Source organism: Massilia sp. 01N410, from assembly GCF_056399665.1.
On record NZ_JBFTRV010000020.1, the window covers coordinates 31858 to 55712 of the forward strand.

Below are 23855 nucleotides of genomic sequence, written 5' to 3' on the forward strand. Positions count from 1 at the left end.
TGACTAGCAAGAATTTGCCTTATATCGATATTTCCATGGCTCTACCTGCCATGGACGATGTTCGCCAATTTGCTCATAAAATTCTTTTTCAGCTGAATCGTGGTTTTTTGGAAGATCCACCATAGAAGGATCTTTGAAGCATAAAGTTTTGAAAATGCTCGTTGCTTCGTATGAGAATTTGTAGAATGGCCATCGTGAAAGAAAATTAACGATTAATATAATAAAAAAAGAAAGGAAAGAAAATCCAAGAACAGTTCTCCAGCAATCGGCCAAGGGACGAGATTCTTGATAATATGAGAATAGTGCAAAAGCCAATGAAGAAAATGCTGATATTGTTAAGCTGGAAAAAATATCATGCTTTTTTTGTGCAATATGGCCCCGTATTCGGTAAGGAATGCACCAAACTAAGCGTTGAGTCGGATTTCGAGCGCAGTAGACTTCATTTACCTCGTCTTTTTTAACTACGACAAATTCTATGTTGTCTCCGTCTTTGAAATCAACTTTGTAGAAACGACCGGATAATGTTAATTTATCAACACGACAAGTAAAGAACTCCATCGATACATCTGCTCCATTACTAGAATTTGCAAGTATGGTGGAGCTTGTAATATTGCCCGTCGCAGCTGCAGCGATTGATGCTAAGCCTGCAAATTTCTTTCCTTGGCTAGGGAATGAAAGGTCATCAAATCCTTTGGTGATGTTCAAATCTTTCACAGTGCCGGAGAGGAGAAGATAGTTCATTATATTACCTCCATCAATGCGTTTTCGAAATCTGTCTTTTGATTTTTTGGGCTTAATAATTTTTTCTTGCGATTGATTCCGAATGCGCAGTGCTCACACCATTCCTGAAGTTTATCGTCACTAAATTTCCAAATTAAAAACTGAATAGCTACAGTCGCAACGCTAAACCATATTCCGCCAAGCATTATTAAGGCTCTACCTAACAATAATCTGGATGCGACTCGCGATCCAATCCGTGGGATTATTGCTGAACTACGACCAATAACGGTATTTGGAAGCTTGGCGGCAAGCATTTCAAATGCCGGCTTGGTGTACGAAACGGCAGTAATTACCGAGGAAGCGCCACCGGCTCCACTGAAAATCACCTTCGTGTAACATAAGAATGAAATTAATGTGTCTCCATTTTCGCCATTTTTTCTGGCGTTCTCATAATCCTGGTGTGCGACTATCCAAGCGGACCCAGCGCTTAATATACCCCCGGCTAATTTTAATGCTTGAAATCCCGGAGCTGCATCTTTCAAGTTATGTAGGCCTTTAATTGCAGTTGCGCCAAGATCTGCCAGCCCGGCACTCAGGGAAATTCCAGCAGCCCAAAGCTCACCTTGGAGTTTCTTATTTTGAGGATCGGCTTCCGCATCAAGATAAAGTTTGGTGACATAGACCATCTGCACGATCGTTGCGATCATGCCGAACCGTAATTCTTTAGCTTCATTGAATCCGCCGGCTAGTCGTGGATTTTCGTTAACCTTAGTTGTATCCGCATCTTTGGCTAATTTTTCCCACGATTGTTTAAGTTTTAAAAACTCACTGCTCGACCTCTGACTGGCAACGTCATGTACTAACCGCAATGCGAACATTGTTTCGGCCCGTCCGGCCCTTCCGAATTTAGCTTCAGAGGCCAATAAGGACATAATGTTTGTATATTGTGCGCCAGATCGAGCCAGCAAGAGGCCTAAAATCAATTTTTCGGACAACCAATCAGCACGTTTTTTTAAGAAAGGTTGAAATAAAAGATTTCCAACACTCATTAGAATTTTTTCGATTCCGCCAGTCGGCACGCGGTAGACCTCAGCCTTCCTTAATGTGTTATGAAGTGAAAGCGCCTTCTTTGAAAGGTCAGCGAGCTTGGCTAGATGTTTGGTGCTGTCTCGGACTGCGTCAAGAGCAGTGTCGGTATAGGAAACTTCTTTTGATGCTATTACCTCATCTAATATAGTGTTAACTGCACTTATTCCGTCTATTTGGTTGAGTGCAAAAGCGCGCCATAGCAAATTACCATCACTAGCTTTCGCTTCATTGATCCACTCCTTGATGATGGTTAGGCCTGCAGGACTAGAGCTGATTCCAAGCATGATGTCACCCACAGCGTTCTCAAAAGCTACGCCGTCAGAAACGTTCAAAGGATGAAACTCGAGGAGAGCGTCCTGTAGGTAAGATGACTTCATCCATGCGACAACATCTTCCGTGCGCTCATCAGCTAGAGCTGCCGCAGCCGAGATAAAGTTCGCATAGTTCTTCCGGAACGTCTTAAGGGCAACGGTATCCAGTTTGGCCTCGTATTTCGACCACGCTTCTGTTGCCTCTATCTCAGCGGTACGTGTTCGTGCCTGAATAAGTTCATCACGCGTCTCCACTGCGCTCTTCCCGGTCGTTGTGTTTCGGGCGATCGCCTGGTTGGCGACTTTGTCGACTTCTACCATTCCATCCTTCCACTCCGGATCGGAAAGGCGAACGTAGTTTTCGCGGCGTCTTGCAATACTTGAAGGTATTCTTGTTGCAGCATCACGTTCCCAGCGCTTACAAAGATCTTCCTGTCTGGCGCGGCCGGCTACATCACCTGGGTAAGCAGCTTCATAATTCGTAAGTCTTCGCCGCGTGAATTCAGCATCCCATTTGAATACGCCAGCCTCTATTCCCGAGATTGCGTTGTTTGTTTCTCGCTGCTTAAGCGCCAACTTTGCGCCTTCAATCGCGCTTAATGCTCCTATCTCCAGCTCACGTTCTATTCCATATTTTTCAATCCATCCGGTAGCATCATTGCGATAGCCGTTCAGTTCATGCGTTATCCCTACGCTATCCCATAGGGCGATGACGATCGGCGCATGGGCTGGGCCGTGGGTTACTTCGCCAACCTGCGTCATCAGTTCGACCAGCTTGCGTTTATCGTCTCGGCGGACCGTTATCGGATATCGTGTTGCGCAGCTTCTTAGTCCGTTCTTGTCATACGACCCATCAGGCTTGCTGATCTCTGAAACGTTGTTGCGACCCAGCGTAGACAGCGGAAAGCCGCTCTTGTATTCAATAATGTTGTTTAACGCGGCTTCAGTGGCTTCGATCCCATGACGGTAGTCCCGCGCCTTGATCCAGACAGCGGGAGCAAAGGTTTGCATACGCCGGTCGCGAAGATGTCCGTCTTGTTCCAAAGCTTTGAACGTTTCGCTACTCCAGGCATGCTCGGAAAATGCCATCCATACTCGTCCACACCGCTCTGGAGAATCAATGGCAATTATTGATGCAGGAAGACTATGCTCTTTCCGTGAACAACGTTCCTGAGTGACGGCTTCGATTGCGCCAGGCGATATCTGCTTCCAAAGGGTTCCGGCCGTCGAAACGCTATAAATTTCCCATCTGATGTGCGTTCCATGCGCGTGCTTTTCATAGAATAAGTACAGGAATCCTTGGCGCAAGGTTCGGAGCGCGTATTTGTGGTGTTTGAGTCTTACTTCGGTAACCTTGTTTCCTAACGTAGGCGGCAAGGCTGCGTCCACGTTATTTGGTATTACGCTATAACGGACCGGTAGGACTGCCAGACCACTCTTGTTACAGTTGATGCAGTCCAAGTTTTCTTTATTGGTATAGACCATGTCAGTTTGTATGAACAGTCAGCGGTTGTAAGGATTCGGTGTGAATTGCTCGACAGGACAAGCGAATCTTTCTTCGAGTGCCGGGCCGTAGAAAGTGCCCGCAAGCGTCTTTTCCCATATCGGTTGCATTCTTTGATGGCTGTGAAAGTCGCTTCCGAATTTCATTGCATGCAACGCAAAAAGCTCACGGTTTTGTGCATCCAGAATCCCATACCGAATCGCATGGCTTAACGCTTTGAACACGCTTCGTTCCCAACCGGGGGTATAAGTCTTTGAGCTGTCTGAGTCGTTCCACCAAGCGAGCCACGCCGCGTGTAACGTCGCATAACTCTCTACTTGAGACCATTGCTCGCCATCGAGCACGAGATCGGGAAATGTCGTGGCTGACGACGGACCTGAGGGTCTGGTTTGACGTTGTATTACATGTCCTCGTCCGATAGCGATAATGCTGTCCGCAGGGCCAAGAAGGGCGTCTCGCTGTTGACTCGTAAGTGTTGACCACAACCACTCACGCACTCCGGGGTCATGAAAACGGAGAAGTTTGCCGAAGTGCTGGTAGCGATGTAGATAACAGCGTTGTGCCCAGTGTGCAGCCAGTGCTTTTGGCAGGGCCAGCGTTGCTACCCACCCTGAGATTGGCTGCCCGCAAAATGCCGAAAGGCTCTCCTTAGTCCATGCGTGCCACGCTATCTCTACGCTCTCTTCAAAAATATCGTTTTCCGAACTTTGAGACAGATCCAGCGTTACCAGATAAGGCGCAAGCCGCATGTCAAATCGCGGATGTCTAATCGGAACGCGAACACGGGATTTCTCGACTAAAGGCACCGTCGCGAAAGGATCGTTGTTGGCAGGGTTAACCCAGAGCTGGCACTTTCCTTGCGCGATCTCTTGGAACAGGTTGCGGAGATACTCGAGAGTTTGCGGCAAAGTGCTGCTAACACTTTGGTCAAAGTATTGGTCCATTGCTTGCTCATAGAGTTTGGGTACCTGCTTGCCGTGCACTTGCGTCGCGTGTCGCCTGCTCACAGCCCTTGAAGGAAGAGGTCGCGAATGTGTAAGTCGAGCTGGCGCCTTTGGGGCCCGCCAGCTCTTTCATGCTCGCCTTGAATTCCACCTTTCCTGGGCTATGCAGCAGGATGTCGCCGCCTTCCAGCTTCAGACATGCTCCCTGTGCAGTCATCAAGAGATGAGTCTTGCCTGAAATCGATATGGACTTCTTGACGCTCATGAAAGTCACCGTTTTGTCAGCCGTCATACGGATCTCATCCGACGTGCTTTGACTGCTTACTTTTCCACTCGCCGCATGCAACCTGATCCCTGTCTCCTGAGCCGGTTTATTGCTATTGCTTGCTTTGCCATAAGTGAAAAGGCTGATCCCGGCCGCCGTCGCCCAATAAGTACTCTTTCGTGTAACCGAATTGATGTCCTGCCCGGCACTGATACTGGTGGTGTTACCTGCTACCAGCACAACATCGGCAGGTGTCATTGCCACAATCCCTGCTGGGCTTGTCAATTGCAATTGCGGCACGGAATACGCGACAGCACTGTGATCATCAATACCGATGGTTTCCCCGGCAGCCTTTATCTGCGTAATGGCCGGCAGATCCCGTGAATCGCCTACCGCCGCATTGTGCCTACCCGCCATTCCCGCCAGACTCTCCTGCAACTCCCGGCTCGCATCGATCTGTCCGCACGCCCCGCGCGCGTCCATCTGCGCGCCACCCGCCAGGCGATCCGCCGACAGCAGCATGCCCTTCGCGGCACGCAAGGCCAGCCCGTGCGCGGTCTTCAGTTCCGCGCCAAGGCCGGCCGTCTTGAGGCGCTGGTTGTCCGCCTGGTGCCGCACATGGCCAAGGTTCAGCTCTGCCGTGCCCTGGTGGGCGTTCGCATGCCGCTGCAGCGATACGCGGGCCTGGCCGGGGCTGTCGTCGAACACCAGCTGGCTATAGGCTTTCGTTCCAAGCTGGCTGGCCTGCATCGCCTGGCTTTTCAGGCCGGACAGCACGGCCGGATGCGCGTGTGCGCCGGCCTCGCCCGGGAACCAGGGCGGCGCATTGCCGGTCGCCGGACCGGCGCCGTGATTGCGGGTGTTGTGCTGGGCGTCCCGGGCGCCGGCGCCGTTGTAGAGCGCGCCGATCACCACGGGGCGGTCGATGTCGCCTTCCAGGAAGTCGACCAGCACCTCCTGCCCGACGCGCGGCAACGCGTGGCTGCCCCAGTTCGCACCGGCGATCGGCGCCAGCGGCGTGGCGACGCGTACCCAGGTGCCGGCGCTGTCGTCGCCAGGCGCTCCCGTATGTCCGTCGGGATGGGGATGGTCCAGGCGATTGTGGCCGTCCGCGCCGCGCTGCCAGTGGAACTGCAGCTTGATCCGGTGATCGCGGTCGGTGTGGATGACCGCGCCGGGCGGCCCGACCACGATGGCGGTCTGCTGGCCGCGGATGGTGGGCTGCGGATGCGATGAAGGACAGGCGCGGTAGGGAATGCTGCTGCGGATGGCGTCGATGCGATTGCGGTACAGCGGACGTTCGCCGGGCCTGGCGAGGTATGCCCTGCCATCCGAGGCCGGCGGCTCGCCAAGACGACCGGCGATCTCCGCCTTCATCTCGGCGCTCAGGTTGTTATGCATCAGGTGGCGCGCGCGGGTGACGAGGACGCGGCGTTTGTCTTCGTCTTCCGCATCGTGCACGGCGTGGCCCGACAGCGTGAATGTCGTTCCCGGCGCGAGGGTGCGTACCGTGCCGGCGCCGATGAAGACCTCGCAGCGCGCTTCCAGGGCCTGCAGCCGGCGGTCGGCCAGGCGCTGGCCGTGGCTGCGGTTCGGATAGGCGTACTGTCCCGGCATGTCGCGCTGCGCCAGTTCCTCTTCCCTTGCGCGCATCGAGGATGAGAAGACGGGACGGCGATCGAGACTGCGGTAATCCCAGCTGGCGAGTTCGATCGCATTCGTCTGCTGCCGCACTTCGCAGCGCCAGCGGTCCATGCTGTCCTCCTTCATCACCGCGCCCGGCTGGGTGTAGCGCACGGCCGACTGGAGGTTGGCGAGGAAGGCGCCATTGTGGTCGGCGATCACCATCCGATGACTGCCCAGTCGCGGGCTGCCTGGATCGCCTTCATGCTCGAAGTAATAAAACAGGCCCTCCGCGCTCATCAGGCGCTCGATGAACGCGAGGTCGCTTTCCTGGTACTGCGTGGTCAGGCTGCGCTTCGGATAGCTGCCGGGATCGGCGAGATCGAAACGCCAGTCGGGAGCCAGCCGGCCACGTCCCTGCCAGGCCTTGAGAACCGTGTCGACGATGTCGGGCACGCTCATGTCCTGGAAGATGCGGCTGTCGCGGGTATGCGCCAGAAAGGCGCTCCATGGCTGCAGGCTCAGCGTATAGCGGGCCATGCCGCCATTGGCGCCGTTCAGTTCCGCCGCCGCCAGGTAGCCGTGAAAGGGGCGCGGCATGCCGGCGTCGACAGTCAGCAGCTCGAGCAGGGCCGGCTGGCCGATCAGGGTGCGCAGCGGGATGCCGGCATCCAGCGACAGGGCAGTGATCGTGAACGCATACCCTTCGCCGATGGCTTCTTCGCCGCGCATCGATTCGGCCAGCAGCCGGTCGGGACCGAGGCACGTGTGCAGGCGCAGCAGGCGGCTTGTCTGGGTGGTGTCGGAAAAGAAGGCAGAAAATTGTGCAGGCATGAATGCTCCCGGGCGGTAACGGAAGCATTTGAAGCCGGATTTACTTGGACTCTATTGACTGCTCGCAAGACGCTTTGATTCAGGCCAGAACATCCATAGTTGCCCTATTGCAACCTTGCCATTTCCGCTCTACACTGCTCGGATGCCCGCACCCAGCCACCGGCCTGGACCGCGTCGTCATCCACCATCCATTCATCAATTCATCAGGAGTGAACATCGATGGAAACCACACTGCAGACCCGCAAACCGATCGATGCCCTCACTTCCGAGGATCTGGAAGCGTTCGCGATCTGGGAATTTGCCATGGATGAGGAGGCGGACGACGCGCAGGACGAGACCTGGATCCGGCCGCTCGAACGCGCCACGATCCCGCGCGACGCGCTTTCGCTATCGGTTGCGGCCGATTTCGTGGCCGCCGACGGCACGCCTTTCGTCGGCGTCGTTGCCCTGTCGACCGATGAGGAGATCGCGTTCGATGGCGCCGGCCTGCTTGCCGACGGCGCCTACGTGTATGCCGCGCACGGCGCGAAAACGCCGCTCAGGTACAAGACCAGCACCGCCAGCGAGCTCGGCAAGCCTCCCGGCGGCATTTACCCCTTGCGCTTTACCCTGCGCGCGCTGCTTGAAGGCGAAGCCGCTCCGCGCAGCGGCGTCTTTTCCTGAGCGCGTAACGCTCAGAGAGCTCAGCGCACGCGGCGCATCGACGAAATGCGGTTGTTCATCCCTTCCAGGAAGGGATAGCGGCCCGGGCCGTACACCACGCACTGGCCGCGGAAGTCGCCATGTTCGCAGAATTCCCAGCGGCCTTCGTAGATGATGATGGAGCCGGCGCGGTCGTTGAAGCCGACGTCGTTCAGCGAGCGGAAATCGCCGGACAGGCTGACGGCCGGGCCTTCGAAGCGCTGGCCGGAGAACAGCTGGACGGCGTCGCCGCCACGCGGGCCGCCGCGCTCGTCGCGGTCCCCGCGCCAGCCCGGGCCGCCGCGGCGGTCGTCACGGTCGTAGCCGCGGCCGCCGCGCGAGACTTCCCGCAGCGAGGAAATGCTGTCGTTGAAGCGCGGCAGTTCGCGGTATTCGCCGGGGCCGAACTCGGCGCAGTAGCCGCCGAAATCCCTGTCCTCGCAGACTTGCCATACGCCCGAACGCACGATGATGCTCGAGGCGCGGTCGTTGAAGCCGATGTCGGCCAGGTTGTAGGCGTCGCGGTTGATGGTGACGCTGGGGCCGCGGAAGTTACTATCGGTGAACAGCGTGATCTCGCCGGCAAAGGCGGCGTGGGCAAAGGTGGCCAGCACGGCGGCGGCAGCTAACAGGCGTTTCATGTGATCTCCATCGATGCGTTCTGTGCGCCCATGCCGGCGCCTGCGTATTCAACGCGGCAGGAGAGTAGCACGAGGACATGGCTTTGTAACAAATTTCTACTGCTGCAGCGGACAGGCGGCGCCCGGCTCGTCCAGTTCGCGCGCCAGCTCGGCGCGCAGCATGGTCAGGCCGGCGATGCGGGCGTCGATGTCGGCCAGCTTGCGGCGTAGCGCCTCTTGCAGCTCCTGTGCGGAGCTCTCGGGCGTCGCCAGCAGCGGCATCCCGGCTTCGATCTCGGCCAGGGTAAAGCCGAGCTGCTGGGCGCTGCGCAGGTAGCATAGCCATTGCACGGCCTCGGGCGGGTAATCCCGGTAGCCGTTGTCGCGGCGCCGGGGCTGCAGCAGGCCGCGCTTTTCATAGAAGCGCAGGGTATCCCGGCTCAGGCCGGTGGCGGATGCCAGTTCTCCGATTTTCATGGGCGTTCACATAAGGGCTTGACCCTGGAGTGTACTCCACGGTTGATGATCTCTGGAACCAACCCAAGGAGATATCATGAACCTGAAAACCTACCTGAAGATCGTCCGCGCCAGCGCCTGGTACGATCTGCTGCTCACCGCCTGCTTCGCCACGCCCTGGACCTTCGCCCTGGCGCACGAGCACCTGTCCGCCGTGAACCAGTGGCTGGGCGGCGCCGCGCTGCCGGCCTTTTCTCCCTTCCACATCCTGTTAGCCTGCATGATGGGCAGCGTGGTGCTGGTCTGGAGCGTGCTGCGCTTGCATGCGACGGCGGCGCTGTACGGGCGCTACGACGGCGTCGGCCGCTTCCTGTTTTCGATGTGGATGACTTGGGCACTTGTCCACACCGGCGCGCCGCTGCTGTGGCTGTTCGTAGTGCCCGAATTTATCTGGGGTGTGGTGCAATGGCTGCCCGTCGACGAGGCGGCCGCTCAGGATGGCAACAGCACCGCGCGCGCTCCTTTGACCAGTGCCGCGCCCATGCGTTCGAGCCTCGGCGGCTGAATCCGCCAGGCATGCCAGTGCAGGGACACGTCCAGGTGCAGGTCGGGCGTCAGGTCGACCAGCACCTCGGTCTTCAGCAGTTCCGCACACTGTTCCAGCGGCAGCAGGCCATAGCCCAGGCCGAGCCGGATCGCGTCGGCGAAGGGATCGCTGGCCGGCACGTAGTGGAAGGGATACGCCCCTTCCGGCAGGCCGAAGTGCTGCAGCAGGAAGGCCGCCTGCAGGGAATCCTTGCGGTCGAACACCACTACCGGCGCCTTCCTGGCGGCCTCGCGCGTAAAACCGCCGGGGAACCAGCGCCGCGCGAAGTCCTTCGATGCCACCAGGCGGTAGCGCATGATGCCCAGCGGCGTCACGGTGCAGCCGCGCATCGGCTCCGGTTCGCCGGAGATGCAGGCCAGGGCGCGGCCCTGCTCCAGCAGCGTAAACGTGTGCCACTGGTCGTCCAGCACGAATTCGACCAGCAGCTGTTCCGCGGCCAGCACCGGCGCCAGTACGGGCAGCAGCCAGGTCGCCAGGGTGTCGTTGTTGACCGCCAGCGGCACCCGCACCGGCAGCTCGTCGTTCTCGACCTCGGCCAGGAACTCGGCTTCCAGCAGGGCGCGCCGGCGCAGGAACTGCAGCAGGCGCATGCCGGGCGCGGTCGGGCGGCAGGGACGGGTGCGGATCAGCAGCGGTGTCCCGAGGTCGTGCTCGAGCGCCGAGATGCGCTGCGACACCGCCGAGGGCGTGATGCTCAGCTGGTGGGCGGCCGCTTCCAGGCTGCCGCTGTCGACGGCGGCCAGGAAGGCTTCGCTGCGGCGCGGATCGATCTTCATAGATTAGCGAAATTTACGATAGCTTAGATTTCGTTAATGTAATTGAAGATTCACCGCAGAACCTTGATCCTCTCGATATTGACGCATCGAGGATCAACGAACATGTTTTCGCAGCAGGTATTTCTACAGGGATTGGGCATGGGCGCGAGCCTGATCATGCCGATCGGCGCCCAGAACGCGCACGTAATCCGCACCGGCGTCAGCGGCCGGCACGTGGGGCTGACGGTGGCGGCCTGCATCCTGGTCGAAGTCACCCTGATCGGGCTCGGCATGGCGGGGCTCGGGCAGCTGGTGGAGTCCTCGGAATGGCTGCTGGCGGCGGCGCGCCATGGCGGCGCCCTGTTCCTGCTGTGGTACGGCCTGCGCTGCTGGACGAGCGCCTGGCGCGGCGCCGGCGCCGGACCGGCGGCCGAGAGACAGCAGGCGCCCACCGCCCGCCGCGCCCTGGTGACGGTAATGGCGATGTCGCTGCTGAATCCCCACGTCTACCTGGATACCGTGGTGCTGCTGGGCGCGGTCGGCGGCAGCCTGGCGGCCGGGCACCGCGGCGCTTTCGCGGCGGGTGCGATGACGGCTTCGCTGCTGTGGTTTTCCCTGCTCGGCCTGGGCGCGCGCCGCTGCGCCTTCGTGCTGGGACGGCCGGCGGTGTGGCGCGCCATCGAAGCCTTCACGGGCACCACCATGCTGGTGCTGGCCGTGCTGCTGCTGAGAGAAGCTTGATTCAGGCGGCCAGCGGATCGGGAGGCAGCTTCCCTGCCAATTCCTTGCCGCCTTCCACCGACATCTGGGCCGGCAGCGCGACCCCGTTCTTCACCGCGGTCAGCTCGGCCAGGATCGACACCGCGATCTCGTAGGGCGTCTTGCTGCCGATATACAGGCCGATCGGGCCGTGCAGCTTGGCGATCTGTTCTTCGCTCAGGTCGAATTCGCGCAGGCGTTCGCGGCGCCGCGCATTGTTCACGCGTGAGCCGATCGCGCCCACGTAGAAGGCGTCGGTCTTGAGCGCTTCCATCAGGGCCAGGTCGTCCAGCTTGGGATCGTGGGTCAGCGCGATCACGGCGCTGCGGCTGTCCAGCTTCATCTCGAGCACGAGGTCGTCCGGCATCGCATGCACGACCTCCACGCCCGGCAGGCTCCAGCTGCCGCGGTATTCCTCGCGCGGGTCGCACACCGTCACCTGGTATTCGAGTCCGATCGCGATCTGGGCCAGGAACTGCGACAGCTGGCCGGCGCCGATGATCAGCATGCGCAGGCGCGGCCCGTGCACGCTCACCAGGCTGCCGTCCGCCATGCGCAGCTGGTCGTCGGGCGATGCCGACGACAGCTCGACCGCACCGGATTCCAGGTCCAGGGTGCGGCGGCTCAGCACGCGGCGCTGGGCCAGGGCCAGCAGTTCATCCATGCGGCTGTGCGGGCCGAGCGGCTCGACCACCAGCTGGATCGTGCCGCCGCAGGGCAGGCCGAAACGGTGGGCTTCGTCGGCCGAGATGCCGTAGGTGACCACTTCCGGCCTGGTCCGCGTGATGCCATGCTCGCGCACCGCCGCGATCAGGTCGTCCTCGATGCAGCCGCCGGAGACGGAACCGACCACCAGGCCGTCGGCGCGGATCGCCATGGTCGCGCCTTCCGGCCGCGGGCTCGAACCCCAGGTGCGCACCACGGTCACGTACTCGCACGGGACGCCGTCACGGATCCATTGCGCGCAGGCGTGCAGCACTTCGAGGTCGATACTGTCCATTCCGTTTCCTTTTCCAGCGTGTTGAAGCGATTGCAGACCGCATGCTAACGCAAAACGAAAACACGCTCCGGACGGCTGGGCCTAAGTACTTACCCATAAATAAATGTGTTTTTGGCTGCCAGAACCGGCGCGTTGCTGCGTTGGCTCCTGCTTGCAGTGCTCGCACTGCGGCGCACTCGCCGCCTTGCACCGCATCCGGTTCTGTTTGCCAAAATTCACATTTATTTCTGGCCAAGTACTTAGGCGTCCGTGTACTCCGCCTCGATCTCGTCCCTCCGGTTGCGCGCCGAGATATCGAGGATCACGGTGGCCTTGAAACTGTGGCTGGGGTGGGCCGCGCGGTGCTTGGCAAACCAGAACACTTCTTCGCGGTCCTCGTCCTCGTGCCAGGTCGCGATCACCTTGTGCTCCTCGGGGACGTCCTCGTAGTCGAAGGCTTCCAGCGCCGCATCCTCGACCATGTCGTGCCAGGCTTCGCAATCCTTGCCCCAGGCCAGCAGGTAACGGCAGCCTGACGCCACCAGCCAGCGGCTGATCTCCGCCTGCCAGAGTTCCGTGACCTCTTCCTCGGCCAGCACGATGGCGAGGAAGGGAGACAGGTGGTCGAGGGCGGGTGCTTCGCCGCCGGGCGGCAGCTGCAGGTAAGTGAGGATCTTCTTTTGCATGATGGCGCAAGCTTAACATCGGCAGCGCGTTGCTGGCATACTATGAACCTGTCCGGGTAGGCGGGAGTCGCTCCTGGCGCGCCTGACAAGCGCGGGCGGCGTTGCTCGTCGTTGCATGGCTCGCCATGCGGCCTCCTCGCGCCTTGCCCGCGCTTGCCATGCATCGCCATGCGCGTCCCCCCGCCCACCGGGACAGGTTCTTTGCCGTCACCGATCCAGGAGTCTCCACCTTGAAGAAATCCGCATCCTTCGCGCTTGCCGCCGCCCTCCTTGCGGGCACGAACTTCGCCCAGGCCGCCATTCCCGTCTATGGCTTCGTGGTCAAGAACACCTACCCGCACGACCCACAGGCGTTTACCCAGGGCCTGTTCATCAAGGATGGCCAGCTGTTCGAGAGTACCGGCCAGAAGGGCCAGTCCTCGCTGCGCCGGGTCGATCTCAAGACCGGCAAAGTGCTGCAGAAGAAGGAGCTGGCCGACGAATACTTCGGCGAAGGCTCGACTCCGGTCGGCAACACCATCGTCAACCTGACCTGGCAGTCGAACGTCGGCTTCATCTTCGATGCGAAAACCTTCACCTTGAAGGGCCGCTTCAACTACAAGGGCGAAGGCTGGGGCCTGGCCAGCGATGCGAAAAACGTCTACATGAGCGACGGCAGCGCCGAGATCCGCATCCTCGATCCGAAGACGCTCGACGAGCGGCGCCGCATCCGTGTGACGGCCGAGGGCAAGCCGATCGTCCAGCTCAACGAACTCGAGATGGTGGACGGCGAGTTGTACGCCAACGTCTGGGGCACGGACGTGATCGCGCGCATCGACCCCGCCAGCGGCAACGTGGTCGGCTGGATCGACCTCACCGGCCTGCTGCCGCCGGCCCAGCGCGGCACGGGCAATGTGGATGCGGTCCTGAACGGCATCGCATACGACGACAAGCACCACAAGCTCTATGTGACGGGCAAGCTGTGGCCGAAGCTGTTCGAGATCGAGCTGGTCCAGATCCGGCGCTGAGCCGGCTTCACGCGCGGGCGCGCAGCGCCCACCCTACCTTACCGCGATCACCACCTTGCCGAAGTGCGAGCCCGATTCCATGTGGCGGTAGGCCTCCCGCGCCTGGTCGAAGGTGAACACGCGGTCGACCACCGGCTGCAGGCCGCTGGTGTCGGCAAAGCGCATGACCTGTTCCAGCATGGCCCGGCTGCCCACGAAGATGCCGACCATGCGCTTGGCGCTGGCCAGCAGGGTGGCCGGATTGACTTCGCCGCCGAAGCCGCTGACGCCGCCGATGATGGCGACGGTACCGCCCATCGCGCATGAGGATACCGAGCGGTTCACGGTGCCCTGCCCGCCCACTTCCAGCACCACGTGGGCGCCGGCGCCGTGGGTCAGGCGCAGCACCTCTTCCTGCCATTCCGGGAAGGTGCGGTAGTTGACGGTGTGGTGCGCGCCCAGTTCGCGGGCGCGCTGCAGCTTCTCGTCGCTGGACGAGGTGATGATGGTGCGCAGGCCGGCCGCCCTCGCCAGCTGCAGGCCGAGCACCGAGACGCCGCCGGTCCCCAGCAGCAGCACGGTGTCGCCGGGACGGACCTCGTTGCTGGACACGAAGATCGCATTCCAGGCGGTCACGCCGGCGCAGGGCATGGTCGAGGCGTCGACGAAGCTCATCCCCGGCGGGATCTTCACCAGCGCGTCTTCGGACAGCACGACCTCTTCGGCCAGCATGCCGTCGATGTCGCCGCCCAGCGCGTGGCGGATCTTGTCCGGCCCGGTCGGACCGTCCTGCCAGTAAGGGAAGAAGGATGCGGCCACGCGGTCGCCGACCTGCACCCGGCTCACGCCCGCCCCCACCGCCAGCACTTCGCCGGCGCCGTCCGAGCAGGGAATGATCGGGTCGTCGACGGTGACCAGGTAGTTACCGCTCGCGACCATCAGGTCGCGGTAGTTCAGCGACACCGCATGCACGCGCACGCGCACTTCGCCCATGCCCAGTTCACGCTCGGGAAAATCCACGCACTGCAGCCCGTCGATGCCATCGCCGGGAAGAATCTGGTAAGCCCGCATCATTGCTCTCCATCCATCGATGTTGCGGCAGCGGACATCTGCGCCCGCACGGCCGGGGACATCATTGTGGACTCAATGATCAGTTGGACGGCGCACGAAAAAAAGGCCCGTCCTGCGGCAGGACGAGCCCGTGTCTGAATACCCAAAGCCCGGGCCGCCGGCGCACCGCTCGCCTGGCCGCTCAGGTGACGATCAGCTTGCCGCCACCACCGCTTTCTGCGCCGGAATGAAATCGCGCAGCACCGCTTCGCGCATCAGCTTCGGCGGCAGGATGCCCTGGGCGATGATGAAGTCGTTGAAGGCCTTTAAATTGAAACGCTCGCCCAGCTCGATCTCGGCCAGGGTCTTCAGCGCGCGCAGCTTCACGTAGCCGTAGTAGTAGGCGGTGGCCTGGCCGGGGCTGCGGAAGGAATAGCGGTCCACTTCCGACTGCGCGAAGGGCTCCGACAGCACCACTTCCTTCATCAGGAAATCCTTGGCCTGTGCCGGCGTCATGCGGCCCAGGTTGATCTGCGGGTCGAGCATCGCACGCGCCATGCGCAGCAGGCGCGCATGCAGGGACACCAGCTGGCCTTCCGGCGGCATATAGGGCAGCACCAGCGCTTCCGAATACAGGCCCCAGCCCTCGACGTTGGTGCTGTTGAAGGCGAAGCGGGCTCGCGCCACCGACATGCCCTGCTCCACCATCGACGCGAACTGCAGCTCGTGGCCGGGACGTGCCTCGTGCGCGGCCAGGGTCCAGGACATCGCGGCGAAGTCGAAGTCGTTCATCTTTTCCTTCGACTTCGCATTCGGGTTCGACAGCGGGATCACGAACTCGCCATATTCGCCGGTATTGCCGATCATGCGCGGTGGGTTCATGAAGGGCGCCGGCGTGCGCGCCGCCTCGGCCGGGGTCGCGGTGCGGATATTCGCGTCGCGCGTGGGCAGGGTCACCAGCCCGTGCTGGCGGATGATGCCCTCGATCTCCTTCAGGCGCTCGCGGTAGAAGGACAGCAGCTGGTCCGGCGGGATCGAGGTCTTCTTCAGCTCGCGCATCACGTCGCGGTAGTCGCTGGACTGCAGGCCTCGCTGGGAGGCGATGGTGTTGGCCACCACCTGCATCTGGTCGCGTACCTCCTGGAAGTCGAAGCTGGCGCGCTCGATCATCTGCTCCGGCGCGATGTCGACGCCGACGTTGCGCAGGCGATTCACGTAGACCGCTTCCGGCAGCCGCACGTCCTTGCGCGCGCGCGGCAGGATGCGGCTCTTCACGAAGGCGTCGTAGTCGTTCACCTGCTGGCGCAGCGCCGCGAAGTCGGCTTCCCAGCCGCTGAGTTTGGCCTTCCTGAAGAGGTCTTCGATGCCGTCCAGGTAGGTGGCGTTGTTGTTCAGCCCATCCTCGACTTCGCCGACATACGGCCCGATCAGGGACTTGTTCGCCAGGCGCTCCTCGGTGCGTGCGCGCACCAGGGTGGCGATCGGCGTGGTGCCGCTCTCCTTGCCGGCGTAGCGCTTCAGGCGCACCAGGGCCAGCTTCTGGCGCTCCGGCTTGTTGCGGGGGTCGAGCAGGGCGCGCAGGCCGCCGTACACCAGTTCGCCCACATTGGTGTAGTCCAGCAGGTACTGGCGTTCCAGCTTCATGGAGGCGATCTGCTTTTCGCGCGAGTCGATCAGGATGTCGAGGTCTTGCCCCACCTTCGGATCCTTCTCGCCCGCGCGCTGGCGGCGCAGTTCGAGCAGGCGTTTTTCGGTGTCGGCCAGCTCGCGCTCGTAGTCGCGCGGCTTGTAGTCGGCGACCATGGTGTCGAAGCTTTCGTCGCCCAGCGAGGTGGAGTCTTCGGGGTGGTATTTGCCAGTGTCCTTCAGGACCGGCTGGGCGTAGGCGTCGCTGCGTGCGACCCAGGCGGGAGGAGCAGCGAATGCGCTGCCGGATGCGAGAACCAGGGCAAGACCGAGCTTGAAGCGGGACATGACCATCCTTTGGAAAAGAGATACCGCATTCTAGACCGGCTTGCTGACCATGAACCAGAAAATGAAGACGAAGGCGACGAAGGCCGGCACGCCCAGCGCCACCCAGGTCTTGAAGTACTTCCAGTACAGCGGCGGCAAGGTCGCGGCGCCGCTGCGCACCACCCCCGCCGCGATATCGCGCAGGCGCATCTGCAGCCACACCACCGGCAGCCAGCAGGCGCCGGCCAGCACGTAGAGCGTGAGCGACCACATGATCCACTTGCTATGCAGCGGATAGCCGGCCAGGTGGATCATGTAGAAGCCGGTGGCCGGTTGCAGGATCGCGGTGGTGGCCGTGAACAGCCAGTCGGCGATCACCACGTACTTGCTGACCACGGCGATCGCGCGCACGTCGCGGCTGAAATTCGCGAACAGCATGTACCAGGCCGAACCGATGCCGGTGCCGAACAGGAAGGTCGACGACAGGATGTGCAGCCATTTCACGACGACGTAGTCCATCAGTTTTCCTCATCTTCGACCTGGTACAGCAGCCAGATCGCGGCCAGCATCGGCAGGTTTTTCGTGAGCGGCCCGTAGGGGTGGACCAGGAATTCGGGCAGCTTCCACGCGATCACCACGGTATAGAAACCGATCAGGCCCAATTGTGCCAGCCATAGCCAGCGCCGGCGTTTCAGGAACAGGATGCCGAGGCCCAGCAGCAGGTCGAAGGCGGACGCACCGTACAGCATCGGCGGCCGCAGTTCGGCCGGGATGCCGGTGCGCGCCAGCAGTTCATAGCTGTCCGCCACCGGATACACGAAGGCGGAGACGATGGCGGTGACGATCCACACCAGCGCGATGCTGATGCGCAGGATCGGCAGCAGCCAATCCAGCCTGGCGCGCGCACGTTCGGCGCGCGGCTCCAGCACGAAGGAGGTAATCGGACGCGCCGGCCGCCCCAGCAGGCGCAGCAGCGGTCCGGGGGCGCCGCTGTTGCCGCGGTCGAGCATGCGCAGCGTTTCCGGATCGAGCAGGCCGCCCGGCAGCCAGCGGCCGAAGCGGGCCAGCCCGCGCGCGACGCCGCCGGGCAGGCGCAGCACGCGCAGCCGTCCCATGCCCATCGAGGCGCGCAGGGCCGCCAGGTAGTCGGTAAAAGGCAGCGCATCGGGGCCGGCGAGCGGAATGCGCCGGGCGCTGCCCTCGTGACCCAGGTCCTGGTCGAGATACAGGCGCCGGCGCAGCAGGGCGACGATGGCGGCGACCACATCGTCGACGTGGACCGGCTGCACCAGCTGGGGCGCGTCGCCGAAGCGGAGCGCGAAGGGCATCGAGGCCAGCGCCTTGAACACGCGCGCGCTGGCGCCGTCGCTGCCGTAGACCAGCGAGGGCTGGACGATGGCGGCGCGTACCGGCAGCGCGGCCAGGTAGTCGTCGGCGGCCTTCTTCGACAGGTGGTAGGCGGTGTCGGCCTCCTGGTCGGCGCCCAGCGCGGACAGCTGCACGACCATATGCACGTCGTGCGATTCGGCGCAGGCCGCGAACAGCGCGCGCGGGGTCCGCACGTGCAGCCTGTCGAAGGTCTGGGCCCCGCTTTCGCGGAAGATGCCGACCGTGTTGATCACGGCTTCGATGCCCGACAGGCGCGCCAGCCAGACGGATTTATCGGTATCTTTCGTGAAGTCGGCATGGATGAAGGACAGGCGCGGATCGTCGGTCTTTTCTACCCGGCGCACCGCGCAGACGACCTCGTGGCCTTCCGCCAGCAGTGCCTGCAGCAGGTGTTGCCCGATGAATCCGCTTGCTCCCGTCAGCAGAATCCGCATTCACTTCCCTTTCTTGTACTGAGCTTTCTTGCATCGAGGACGATATGGAACCATGGAAAACTGCATTCCAGCGCGGCCTGGTCGGCGGCATCACCTCCAGCCTGCTGTCGACCGCGGTCCTCGCCGCATTCGGCAAGCGCGAAGCGGGTAGCGCCTATGCGCCGACCAATGCCGTCAGCCACTGGCTCTGGGGCGACAGGGCGGCCGATCACCACGAACTGTCGGCACGCTACACCCTGCCCGGCTACCTGATCCACCATGGCAGCGCGACGTTCTGGTCGGTGATCTTCGAGCGCCTGTGCGGCGAAGTGCTCGACCGCAAGAACCCCGCACTCACGCTGGGCGTCGGCACCGCGGCCTCGGCCGTGGCCTGCTTCGTGGACTACCAGCTTACGCCGGACCGGCTCAAGCCCGGCTACGAAAAACACCTGTCGCCGCCGGCGCTGGCCGTGGTCTATGGCGCCTTCGGTGTCGGGCTGGCGCTGGGGGCGATGCTGTGCCGGCGCGGGTGATCGCTTGAAAGGGAGTGTAAGCGAGATGGGAAAAGGCGGCCACACCGTCGTCCCGCCTGCGCGGGAACGACGGTTCATGGGTGACGGTCGACTCAGAAGCTGTAGTTGGCCCGCGCGTAGATATACCGCCCACCCGTACCAAACGGCGTGTAGTTCGCAAACGGCGTATTGCTCGTCGTGTTCAGCGACGGCGGCAGCGTTTCCGAATACTGGTCGAACAGGTTGTCCGCGCCGAGGGCCAGGCTCAGCTTCGGCGTGACGGCGTAGCGCGCCTCGAGGTCGACGATGGTATGCGGGTGGATCAGGAAGTCGAAGGCCTGGGTGGTGCCCGGGGACAGCACTTCGCCGTAGCGGGTGGCGCGCGCGGTCACGCCCCACTGCGCCAGCTTCCAGTTCACGCTTGCCGTGATCTTGTTCTTCGGCTGGCCCTTCTCCAGGGTCAGCACGTTCAGGCGGTCGAACAGCACCGGCGCCGGGTTCAGGGCCGCCAGCTGGGCGGTGGTCGGCACCTTGGTGACGTCGGTCTTGTTGAAGTTGCCGGCCAGGGTGAAGTCGAAACGGCCGCTGGCGCCCAGGTTCAGCGGGTAGTTGGCGACGATGTCGACGCCCGTGGTCTTGGTGTCGACGCCGTTGATGAAGAAGCGGCCGCCGCCCACGCCGGTAAAGCCTTGCGCCACGATGTAATTGCGCACCGCCGTCGAGGTCAGGTTCTCCGACAGGATGATGCGGTCGCTCACGTTGATGCGGTAGGCGTCCACCGTCAGCGTGAGCGGATCCAGGCGCAGCACCGCGCCCAGCGAGTAGTTGGTCGACTTCTCGGCCTTCAGCGGCTTGGCGCCGAGCGCCACCGCGACCGGATCGGTCGGCTTGAAGGTGGTGATCTCGAACGGTACGCCGTTGATGAAGTTGGTCGAGGTCGAGGTGAAGTTCTGCTGCTGCAGCGAGGGCGCGCGGAAGCCGTTCTGCACCGCGCCGCGCAGGGCGAAGGTCTTGTTGAAATCGTAGCGCGCCGACAGCTTGCCGGACAGGTTGTTGCCGAAGTCCGAGTAATGCTCGCCGCGTACCGCGACCGAGGCCAGCAGCTGGTCGGTGACGTTCGCTTCGAGGTCGACGAAGGCGCCGACCGCGTTGCGGCTGGCGTCGGTGGCGTTGGCCGGACGGAAGCCCGGGAACACCTGGGCGCCCGGTGCGGCCGGGGTGCCGTTGGCCAGCACCACGCCGCCGTAGCGGTAGGAATCCGGTTCGCCGGCGTTCAGCTGGTAGCCTTCGCGGCGCGCCTCGAGGCCGACCGCCACGTTCAGCGGCGAAGCCAGGCCGCCGGCGTCCACCTTGCGCACCCCGGTCAGGTTCAGCACGGTCTGGTCGTAGCCGAAGCCGCCGGCGTCGAACACCGTCTTGCTGGTCGGGCCGATCGAGCGGTTCAGGGTGTTCTGGATCTCGTAGCTCAGCTTGTTCTTGCCATAGACGATGGAGGCGTCCATGTCCCAGTCGCCGGCGGTCCAGGTCGCGCCGGCGGCGGCGCTGTAGTCGTCGACGGTCGGTGCGATGATCGGCAGGAAGCCGTCCGGATAGATCGACGGGATGTTGCGCACGTCCTGCGGCGTACGGAAATAGCCGGCCGAGCGGGCGTCGCGCTTCTGGTAGCTGGCCCAGCCGTAGACCTTGACGTCGGCCGTGATGTTGTTGCCGGCGTTGACGAATAGGGTCGACTGCTTGACCTCGGGCTCGCCGTACCAGGCGTCGAAGCGGTTGATGGTCAGCTCGCGCGGGTCGTAGGCGGTGCCGACCTTCGGATACAGCTGGCGCATGTCGTAGCCGGCGCGTTCCGTGTGTTCCTGGTTCTTGTATTCGGCGGCCAGGGTGATGTAGCCGGTTTCGCCCCAGGGCAGGCCCTTCCAGGCGCTGACGGTGGTGGTCTGGCCGTCGGTGCGCTTGCGCGAGTTCGGCGCGGTCCAGGACGCGCCGGCCGGAGCGGCGTCGTTCAGCAGGTCGTACTCGGTCTTGTGCGCGCCGTACACGACGGTTCCTTCGCCGCCGCTGCGGTCGGTGCGCAGGCGGACGTTGACCACGCCCGAGATCGCATCCGAGCCGTACTGGGCGGCGGCGCCGTCGCGCAGCACCTCGATCGTCTTGACCATGCTCGAGGGGATCGTGTTCAGGTCGACCGAGGCCGAGCCGCGGCCGATGCTGCCGTTCAGGTTGACCAGCGAGGAAGCATGGCGGCGCTTCGAGTTGACCAGCACCAGCGACTGGTCCGGCGCCATGCCGCGCAGGGTGGCCGGGCGGATGGTATCCGTGCCGTCGGTCAGCGAGGGACGCGGGAAGTTCAGCGAAGGCAGGGCCGTCGACAGCGCCTGGTTCAGTTCGGTGGAACCGGTGGTTTTGAGGGACTCGGCGGAGATGATGTCCACCGGCGAGGCGGTGTCGAGGGCGGTGCGGTTGGCCACCCGGGTGCCGGTCACCACCACGGTGGCGGTGGCACCGGATGTGGCGCTGGGGCTGGCGGCATCCCCTGTTTCCTGTGCCTGCGCGGCGGCGCCGGCGAACAGCGAGGCGATCGATAAGGCGAGTACGGTCTTTTCCGGTGCAAATCGTTGTTTCATCTCTTGTTCCTTCTTGTTGGGATGCGCTTTTCAACGATACTGTCCGGCATGTTTACCGTTGTCAATTAGCCCAAGTTGCGCAGATGTAATTGCGCAACAGGGGGCGCACGTCAGGAAGGTGTAAGGGAGGCTGCCGTCGTCCCCGCGCAGGCGGGGATCCAAGTTCGATGCGCAGTCGAGACGCAAACCAACTTGGGTTCCCGCCTGCGCGGGAACGACGAGGTAACGCGGGAACGACGAGTTAGCGCGGGAACGACGGCTCAGTGTTTGCCGCGCAAACGCTGGAAGACGCTCACGCCCAGCAGCACAACGGCCCCGACGATCACGCCGGCCACGGCATCGACGAGAGTCGGCGTCACGGCCGCCAGCAGGCCGCCGATCGCCGGCACCCCGGCCACCGCGTGGGCCGCGCCTTCGGCCAGGTGGTGCAGCGGTTCGAAGGCGTGGCCGATGATGCCGCCGCCGACCATGAACATGGCGACGGTGCCGATCACGGATAGCGCCTTCATCAGGCGCGGCGCCGCGGCCAGCAGCATGTTGCCGATGGCGCGCGCGGCGGCGCCGCTCTTGCGGCTCAGATACAGGCCGAGGTCGTCGATCTTGACGATGCCGGCCACCACGCCATAGACCCCGATCGTCATCGCGATCGCCACCGCCACCAGGGCCGCGACCTGGGTGCCGAAGGAGGCGCCCTGCTCGTTGACCACGCCCAGCGCGATCACGATGATCTCCGCCGACAGGATGAAGTCGGTGCGCACCGCGCCCTGGATCTTTTCCTTTTCCACTTCGCGCATGTCGGCGCCGGTGGCCAGCGCCTGGGCCAGTTCCTCTTCGTGGGCGGCATCCTCGGCCTCGCTGTGCAGGAACTTGTGGGCCAGTTTCTCGAAGCCTTCGAAGCACAGATAGGCGCCGCCCACCATCAGGAGCGGCGTGATCGCCGACGGGATGAAGGCGGAAATCGCCAGCGCGGCCGGCACCAGGATCGCCTTGTTCTTCAGCGAGCCCACCCCCACCGCCCACACCACCGGCAGTTCGCGGTCGGCGCTGACGCCGGTAACCTGCTGGGCATTCAGCGCCAGGTCGTCGCCCAGCACGCCGGCGGTCTTCTTGGCCGCCACCTTGCTCATCAGGGCGACGTCGTCGAGGACACTCGCAATATCGTCGATTAACGCCAGCAAACTACCTGCAGCCATTGGTTTTCCCTCAATATCAATATGGCCACATCTTAACTGAGGCACCACAGCTTCTTCACACGGTTCAGGCGCGTTATTTGCGTTTCATCCCCGAAAATCTGCATCTCGTCGCTTTCCGGCGGAAGGGTCGCAACGCTGTACGTATAGTGCCAACATTGGCTGCGGTACAGCAGCCTTGCCGACCGAAGGAGATGCCATGACCACGAACCTCGCGAATTTCGCCAAACTCGATCTGCCGGTCGCGCCGCGCCGCCGCGCCCGTCCGCCGAAGCGCAAGACCCGCATCACGATCTACCTCGACGACGAGGTCCTGGACGAGTTCCGCTCGCGCGCCGAGCGCACCGGCACCGGCTACCAGACCCTGATCAACGCCGCCCTGCGCACCCGACTGGCTGTGCAGGAGGCTCCCGCAGTACCGGCCTGAACCTGCCGAAAACGCAGGAAGCCCGTGGCGACGGGGCGTACGGCTTACGTACGCCCTGTTAACAGATTACACAGGGCAATTAATTATGCTAATCTTCCGGCTCTTTCAACCCGGAGGATTTATGAAAAAAGGCGAACTGATCGCTGAATTTGCGAAGCGTACCGAACTGTCGGGTGCCGCTGCGAACCAAGCAGTGAACACCATCATCGACATCATCACCGAGCGCCTGAAAAAGGGCGACACGGTCGGTATCACCGGCTTCGGCACGTTCTCGGTCACCAAGCGCGCTGCCCGCAAAGGCCGCAACCCGGCAACCGGCGAAGTGATCAAGATCGCTGCGTCGAAGACCCCGCGTTTCGCTGCCGGCGCGACCCTGAAGGCCGCCGTCAACCCGAAGAAGAAGTAAGCTGTTCCCGTGGCTGGCCGCAGCCCGGCGCCATGCCGGCCGCTGCGCGCCATGCCCGTTTTCGCATTCCGC

Annotated in this window: 22 protein-coding genes; 7 read left to right on the forward strand and 15 right to left on the reverse strand. The window is 62.3% G+C overall.

Going from position 1 to position 23855, the window contains the following annotated elements:
* Window positions 1-3 precede the first annotated feature (3 nt).
* The 4 genes from AC1DOP_RS22185 to AC1DOP_RS22200 are packed head-to-tail and all read right to left on the reverse strand — an operon-like array spanning window position 4 to window position 7290.
* Window positions 4-741: a putative type VI secretion system effector gene (locus AC1DOP_RS22185; RefSeq protein ID WP_441935153.1), complete on the reverse strand. Its 738-nt coding sequence runs from the start codon at window positions 739-741 to the stop codon at window positions 4-6.
* Window positions 741-3605, reverse strand: a complete 2865-nt coding sequence (locus AC1DOP_RS22190; protein WP_477253392.1) for a T6SS effector BTH_I2691 family protein — start codon at window positions 3603-3605, stop codon at window positions 741-743. The genes AC1DOP_RS22185 and AC1DOP_RS22190 overlap by 1 nt, the downstream gene beginning before the upstream one ends.
* An 18-nt stretch (window positions 3606-3623) precedes the next feature.
* The gene (locus AC1DOP_RS22195; RefSeq protein WP_441935155.1) at window positions 3624-4568 is read right to left on the reverse strand and encodes a DUF4123 domain-containing protein; all 945 of its coding nucleotides are present in this window, start codon (window positions 4566-4568) and stop codon (window positions 3624-3626) included.
* Between the two features lie 7 nt (window positions 4569-4575).
* Window positions 4576-7290 (reverse strand): type VI secretion system Vgr family protein, encoded by a 2715-nt coding sequence (locus AC1DOP_RS22200; protein ID WP_477253394.1) that lies wholly within the window; start codon window positions 7288-7290, stop codon window positions 4576-4578.
* A gap of 219 nt (window positions 7291-7509) precedes the next feature.
* Between AC1DOP_RS22200 and AC1DOP_RS22205 the strand changes: the two genes are divergently transcribed.
* Window positions 7510-7953 (forward strand): hypothetical protein, encoded by a 444-nt coding sequence (locus AC1DOP_RS22205; RefSeq protein ID WP_477253396.1) that lies wholly within the window; start codon window positions 7510-7512, stop codon window positions 7951-7953.
* Window positions 7954-7973: 20 nt separating this feature from the next.
* Here the strand turns inward: AC1DOP_RS22205 and AC1DOP_RS22210 are convergent, their stop codons facing one another.
* Window positions 7974-8612: a beta/gamma crystallin-related protein gene (locus AC1DOP_RS22210; protein WP_477253398.1), complete on the reverse strand. Its 639-nt coding sequence runs from the start codon at window positions 8610-8612 to the stop codon at window positions 7974-7976.
* Between the two features lie 96 nt (window positions 8613-8708).
* Window positions 8709-9068: a MerR family transcriptional regulator gene (locus AC1DOP_RS22215; RefSeq protein WP_477253400.1), complete on the reverse strand. Its 360-nt coding sequence runs from the start codon at window positions 9066-9068 to the stop codon at window positions 8709-8711.
* A 76-nt stretch (window positions 9069-9144) separates the two neighbouring features.
* Between AC1DOP_RS22215 and AC1DOP_RS22220 the strand changes: the two genes are divergently transcribed.
* Window positions 9145-9612, forward strand: coding sequence for a hypothetical protein (locus AC1DOP_RS22220; RefSeq protein ID WP_441935160.1), 468 nt, complete (start codon window positions 9145-9147; stop codon window positions 9610-9612).
* Here AC1DOP_RS22220 and AC1DOP_RS22225 read toward each other — a convergent pair.
* Window positions 9540-10430, reverse strand: a complete 891-nt coding sequence (locus AC1DOP_RS22225) for a LysR family transcriptional regulator ArgP (RefSeq protein ID WP_441935161.1) — start codon at window positions 10428-10430, stop codon at window positions 9540-9542. The genes AC1DOP_RS22220 and AC1DOP_RS22225 overlap by 73 nt on opposite strands.
* Before the next feature lie 138 nt (window positions 10431-10568).
* Here AC1DOP_RS22225 and AC1DOP_RS22230 point away from each other — a divergent pair, with 138 nt between their 5' ends.
* Window positions 10569-11150: a LysE/ArgO family amino acid transporter gene (locus AC1DOP_RS22230; protein ID WP_477253403.1), complete on the forward strand. Its 582-nt coding sequence runs from the start codon at window positions 10569-10571 to the stop codon at window positions 11148-11150.
* Window position 11151: 1 nt separating this feature from the next.
* Here the strand turns inward: AC1DOP_RS22230 and AC1DOP_RS22235 are convergent, their stop codons facing one another.
* Window positions 11152-12168: an XdhC family protein gene (locus AC1DOP_RS22235; protein WP_477253405.1), complete on the reverse strand. Its 1017-nt coding sequence runs from the start codon at window positions 12166-12168 to the stop codon at window positions 11152-11154.
* 239 nt (window positions 12169-12407) lie between these two features.
* A complete protein-coding gene (locus AC1DOP_RS22240; protein WP_441935164.1) occupies window positions 12408-12833 on the reverse strand; it encodes a DUF7684 family protein in 426 nt (141 codons plus the stop codon).
* A 230-nt stretch (window positions 12834-13063) separates the two neighbouring features.
* Between AC1DOP_RS22240 and AC1DOP_RS22245 the strand changes: the two genes are divergently transcribed.
* Window positions 13064-13840: a glutaminyl-peptide cyclotransferase gene (locus AC1DOP_RS22245; protein ID WP_477253407.1), complete on the forward strand. Its 777-nt coding sequence runs from the start codon at window positions 13064-13066 to the stop codon at window positions 13838-13840.
* 33 nt (window positions 13841-13873) lie between these two features.
* Here the strand turns inward: AC1DOP_RS22245 and AC1DOP_RS22250 are convergent, their stop codons facing one another.
* The 4 genes from AC1DOP_RS22250 to AC1DOP_RS22265 all read right to left on the reverse strand — a co-directional run bounded on the left by AC1DOP_RS22250 (window position 13874) and on the right by AC1DOP_RS22265 (window position 18645).
* Window positions 13874-14890, reverse strand: a complete 1017-nt coding sequence (locus AC1DOP_RS22250; RefSeq protein ID WP_442121286.1) for a zinc-dependent alcohol dehydrogenase family protein — start codon at window positions 14888-14890, stop codon at window positions 13874-13876.
* A 192-nt stretch (window positions 14891-15082) separates the two neighbouring features.
* Window positions 15083-16843, reverse strand: coding sequence for a DUF885 domain-containing protein (locus AC1DOP_RS22255; RefSeq protein WP_477253409.1), 1761 nt, complete (start codon window positions 16841-16843; stop codon window positions 15083-15085).
* Between the two features lie 30 nt (window positions 16844-16873).
* A complete protein-coding gene (locus AC1DOP_RS22260) occupies window positions 16874-17341 on the reverse strand; it encodes a DUF2269 family protein (RefSeq protein WP_477253411.1) in 468 nt (155 codons plus the stop codon).
* Window positions 17341-18645, reverse strand: a complete 1305-nt coding sequence (locus AC1DOP_RS22265; RefSeq protein ID WP_441935168.1) for an SDR family oxidoreductase — start codon at window positions 18643-18645, stop codon at window positions 17341-17343. The genes AC1DOP_RS22260 and AC1DOP_RS22265 overlap by 1 nt, the downstream gene beginning before the upstream one ends.
* Before the next feature lie 44 nt (window positions 18646-18689).
* Here AC1DOP_RS22265 and AC1DOP_RS22270 point away from each other — a divergent pair, with 44 nt between their 5' ends.
* Window positions 18690-19157, forward strand: coding sequence for a hypothetical protein (locus AC1DOP_RS22270; protein ID WP_441935169.1), 468 nt, complete (start codon window positions 18690-18692; stop codon window positions 19155-19157).
* Window positions 19158-19249: 92 nt separating this feature from the next.
* Here AC1DOP_RS22270 and AC1DOP_RS22275 read toward each other — a convergent pair whose 3' ends face one another.
* Both AC1DOP_RS22275 and AC1DOP_RS22280 read right to left on the reverse strand, forming a co-directional pair.
* Complete coding sequence (locus AC1DOP_RS22275) at window positions 19250-21760, reverse strand: TonB-dependent receptor plug domain-containing protein (RefSeq protein ID WP_477253413.1); 2511 nt, start codon at window positions 21758-21760, stop codon at window positions 19250-19252.
* A 260-nt stretch (window positions 21761-22020) separates the two neighbouring features.
* On the reverse strand, window positions 22021-22953 hold the full coding sequence (locus AC1DOP_RS22280; protein ID WP_477253415.1) for a DUF808 domain-containing protein: 933 nt from the start codon (window positions 22951-22953) through the stop codon (window positions 22021-22023).
* Window positions 22954-23149: 196 nt separating this feature from the next.
* Between AC1DOP_RS22280 and AC1DOP_RS22285 the strand changes: the two genes are divergently transcribed.
* Together AC1DOP_RS22285 and AC1DOP_RS22290 are read left to right on the forward strand one after the other, a co-directional pair.
* Window positions 23150-23377, forward strand: coding sequence for a BrnA antitoxin family protein (locus AC1DOP_RS22285; RefSeq protein WP_441935172.1), 228 nt, complete (start codon window positions 23150-23152; stop codon window positions 23375-23377).
* 121 nt (window positions 23378-23498) lie between these two features.
* Entirely contained in the window at window positions 23499-23783 is a 285-nt protein-coding gene (locus AC1DOP_RS22290; RefSeq protein ID WP_441935173.1) for an HU family DNA-binding protein, read from the forward strand.
* The last annotated feature ends 72 nt before the right edge of the window (window positions 23784-23855 follow it).

Excerpts from the sequence above, each read along its gene's own strand:
- AC1DOP_RS22185 (WP_441935153.1), bottom strand. The coding sequence starts at position 741 with ATGAACTATCTTCTCCTCTCCGGCACTGTGAAAGATTTGAACATCACC.
- AC1DOP_RS22190 (WP_477253392.1), bottom strand. The coding sequence starts at position 3,605 with ATGGTCTATACCAATAAAGAAAACTTGGACTGCATCAACTGTAACAAG.
- AC1DOP_RS22195 (WP_441935155.1), bottom strand. The coding sequence starts at position 4,568 with ATGGACCAATACTTTGACCAAAGTGTTAGCAGCACTTTGCCGCAAACT.
- AC1DOP_RS22200 (WP_477253394.1), bottom strand. The coding sequence starts at position 7,290 with ATGCCTGCACAATTTTCTGCCTTCTTTTCCGACACCACCCAGACAAGC.
- AC1DOP_RS22205 (WP_477253396.1), top strand. The coding sequence starts at position 7,510 with ATGGAAACCACACTGCAGACCCGCAAACCGATCGATGCCCTCACTTCC.
- AC1DOP_RS22210 (WP_477253398.1), bottom strand. The coding sequence starts at position 8,612 with ATGAAACGCCTGTTAGCTGCCGCCGCCGTGCTGGCCACCTTTGCCCAC.
- AC1DOP_RS22215 (WP_477253400.1), bottom strand. The coding sequence starts at position 9,068 with ATGAAAATCGGAGAACTGGCATCCGCCACCGGCCTGAGCCGGGATACC.
- AC1DOP_RS22220 (WP_441935160.1), top strand. The coding sequence starts at position 9,145 with ATGAACCTGAAAACCTACCTGAAGATCGTCCGCGCCAGCGCCTGGTAC.
- AC1DOP_RS22225 (WP_441935161.1), bottom strand. The coding sequence starts at position 10,430 with ATGAAGATCGATCCGCGCCGCAGCGAAGCCTTCCTGGCCGCCGTCGAC.
- AC1DOP_RS22230 (WP_477253403.1), top strand. The coding sequence starts at position 10,569 with ATGGGCGCGAGCCTGATCATGCCGATCGGCGCCCAGAACGCGCACGTA.
- AC1DOP_RS22235 (WP_477253405.1), bottom strand. The coding sequence starts at position 12,168 with ATGGACAGTATCGACCTCGAAGTGCTGCACGCCTGCGCGCAATGGATC.
- AC1DOP_RS22240 (WP_441935164.1), bottom strand. The coding sequence starts at position 12,833 with ATGCAAAAGAAGATCCTCACTTACCTGCAGCTGCCGCCCGGCGGCGAA.
- AC1DOP_RS22250 (WP_442121286.1), bottom strand. The coding sequence starts at position 14,890 with ATGCGGGCTTACCAGATTCTTCCCGGCGATGGCATCGACGGGCTGCAG.
- AC1DOP_RS22255 (WP_477253409.1), bottom strand. The coding sequence starts at position 16,843 with ATGTCCCGCTTCAAGCTCGGTCTTGCCCTGGTTCTCGCATCCGGCAGC.
- AC1DOP_RS22260 (WP_477253411.1), bottom strand. The coding sequence starts at position 17,341 with ATGGACTACGTCGTCGTGAAATGGCTGCACATCCTGTCGTCGACCTTC.
- AC1DOP_RS22265 (WP_441935168.1), bottom strand. The coding sequence starts at position 18,645 with ATGCGGATTCTGCTGACGGGAGCAAGCGGATTCATCGGGCAACACCTG.
- AC1DOP_RS22270 (WP_441935169.1), top strand. The coding sequence starts at position 18,690 with ATGGAACCATGGAAAACTGCATTCCAGCGCGGCCTGGTCGGCGGCATC.
- AC1DOP_RS22275 (WP_477253413.1), bottom strand. The coding sequence starts at position 21,760 with ATGAAACAACGATTTGCACCGGAAAAGACCGTACTCGCCTTATCGATC.
- AC1DOP_RS22280 (WP_477253415.1), bottom strand. The coding sequence starts at position 22,953 with ATGGCTGCAGGTAGTTTGCTGGCGTTAATCGACGATATTGCGAGTGTC.
- AC1DOP_RS22285 (WP_441935172.1), top strand. The coding sequence starts at position 23,150 with ATGACCACGAACCTCGCGAATTTCGCCAAACTCGATCTGCCGGTCGCG.
- AC1DOP_RS22290 (WP_441935173.1), top strand. The coding sequence starts at position 23,499 with ATGAAAAAAGGCGAACTGATCGCTGAATTTGCGAAGCGTACCGAACTG.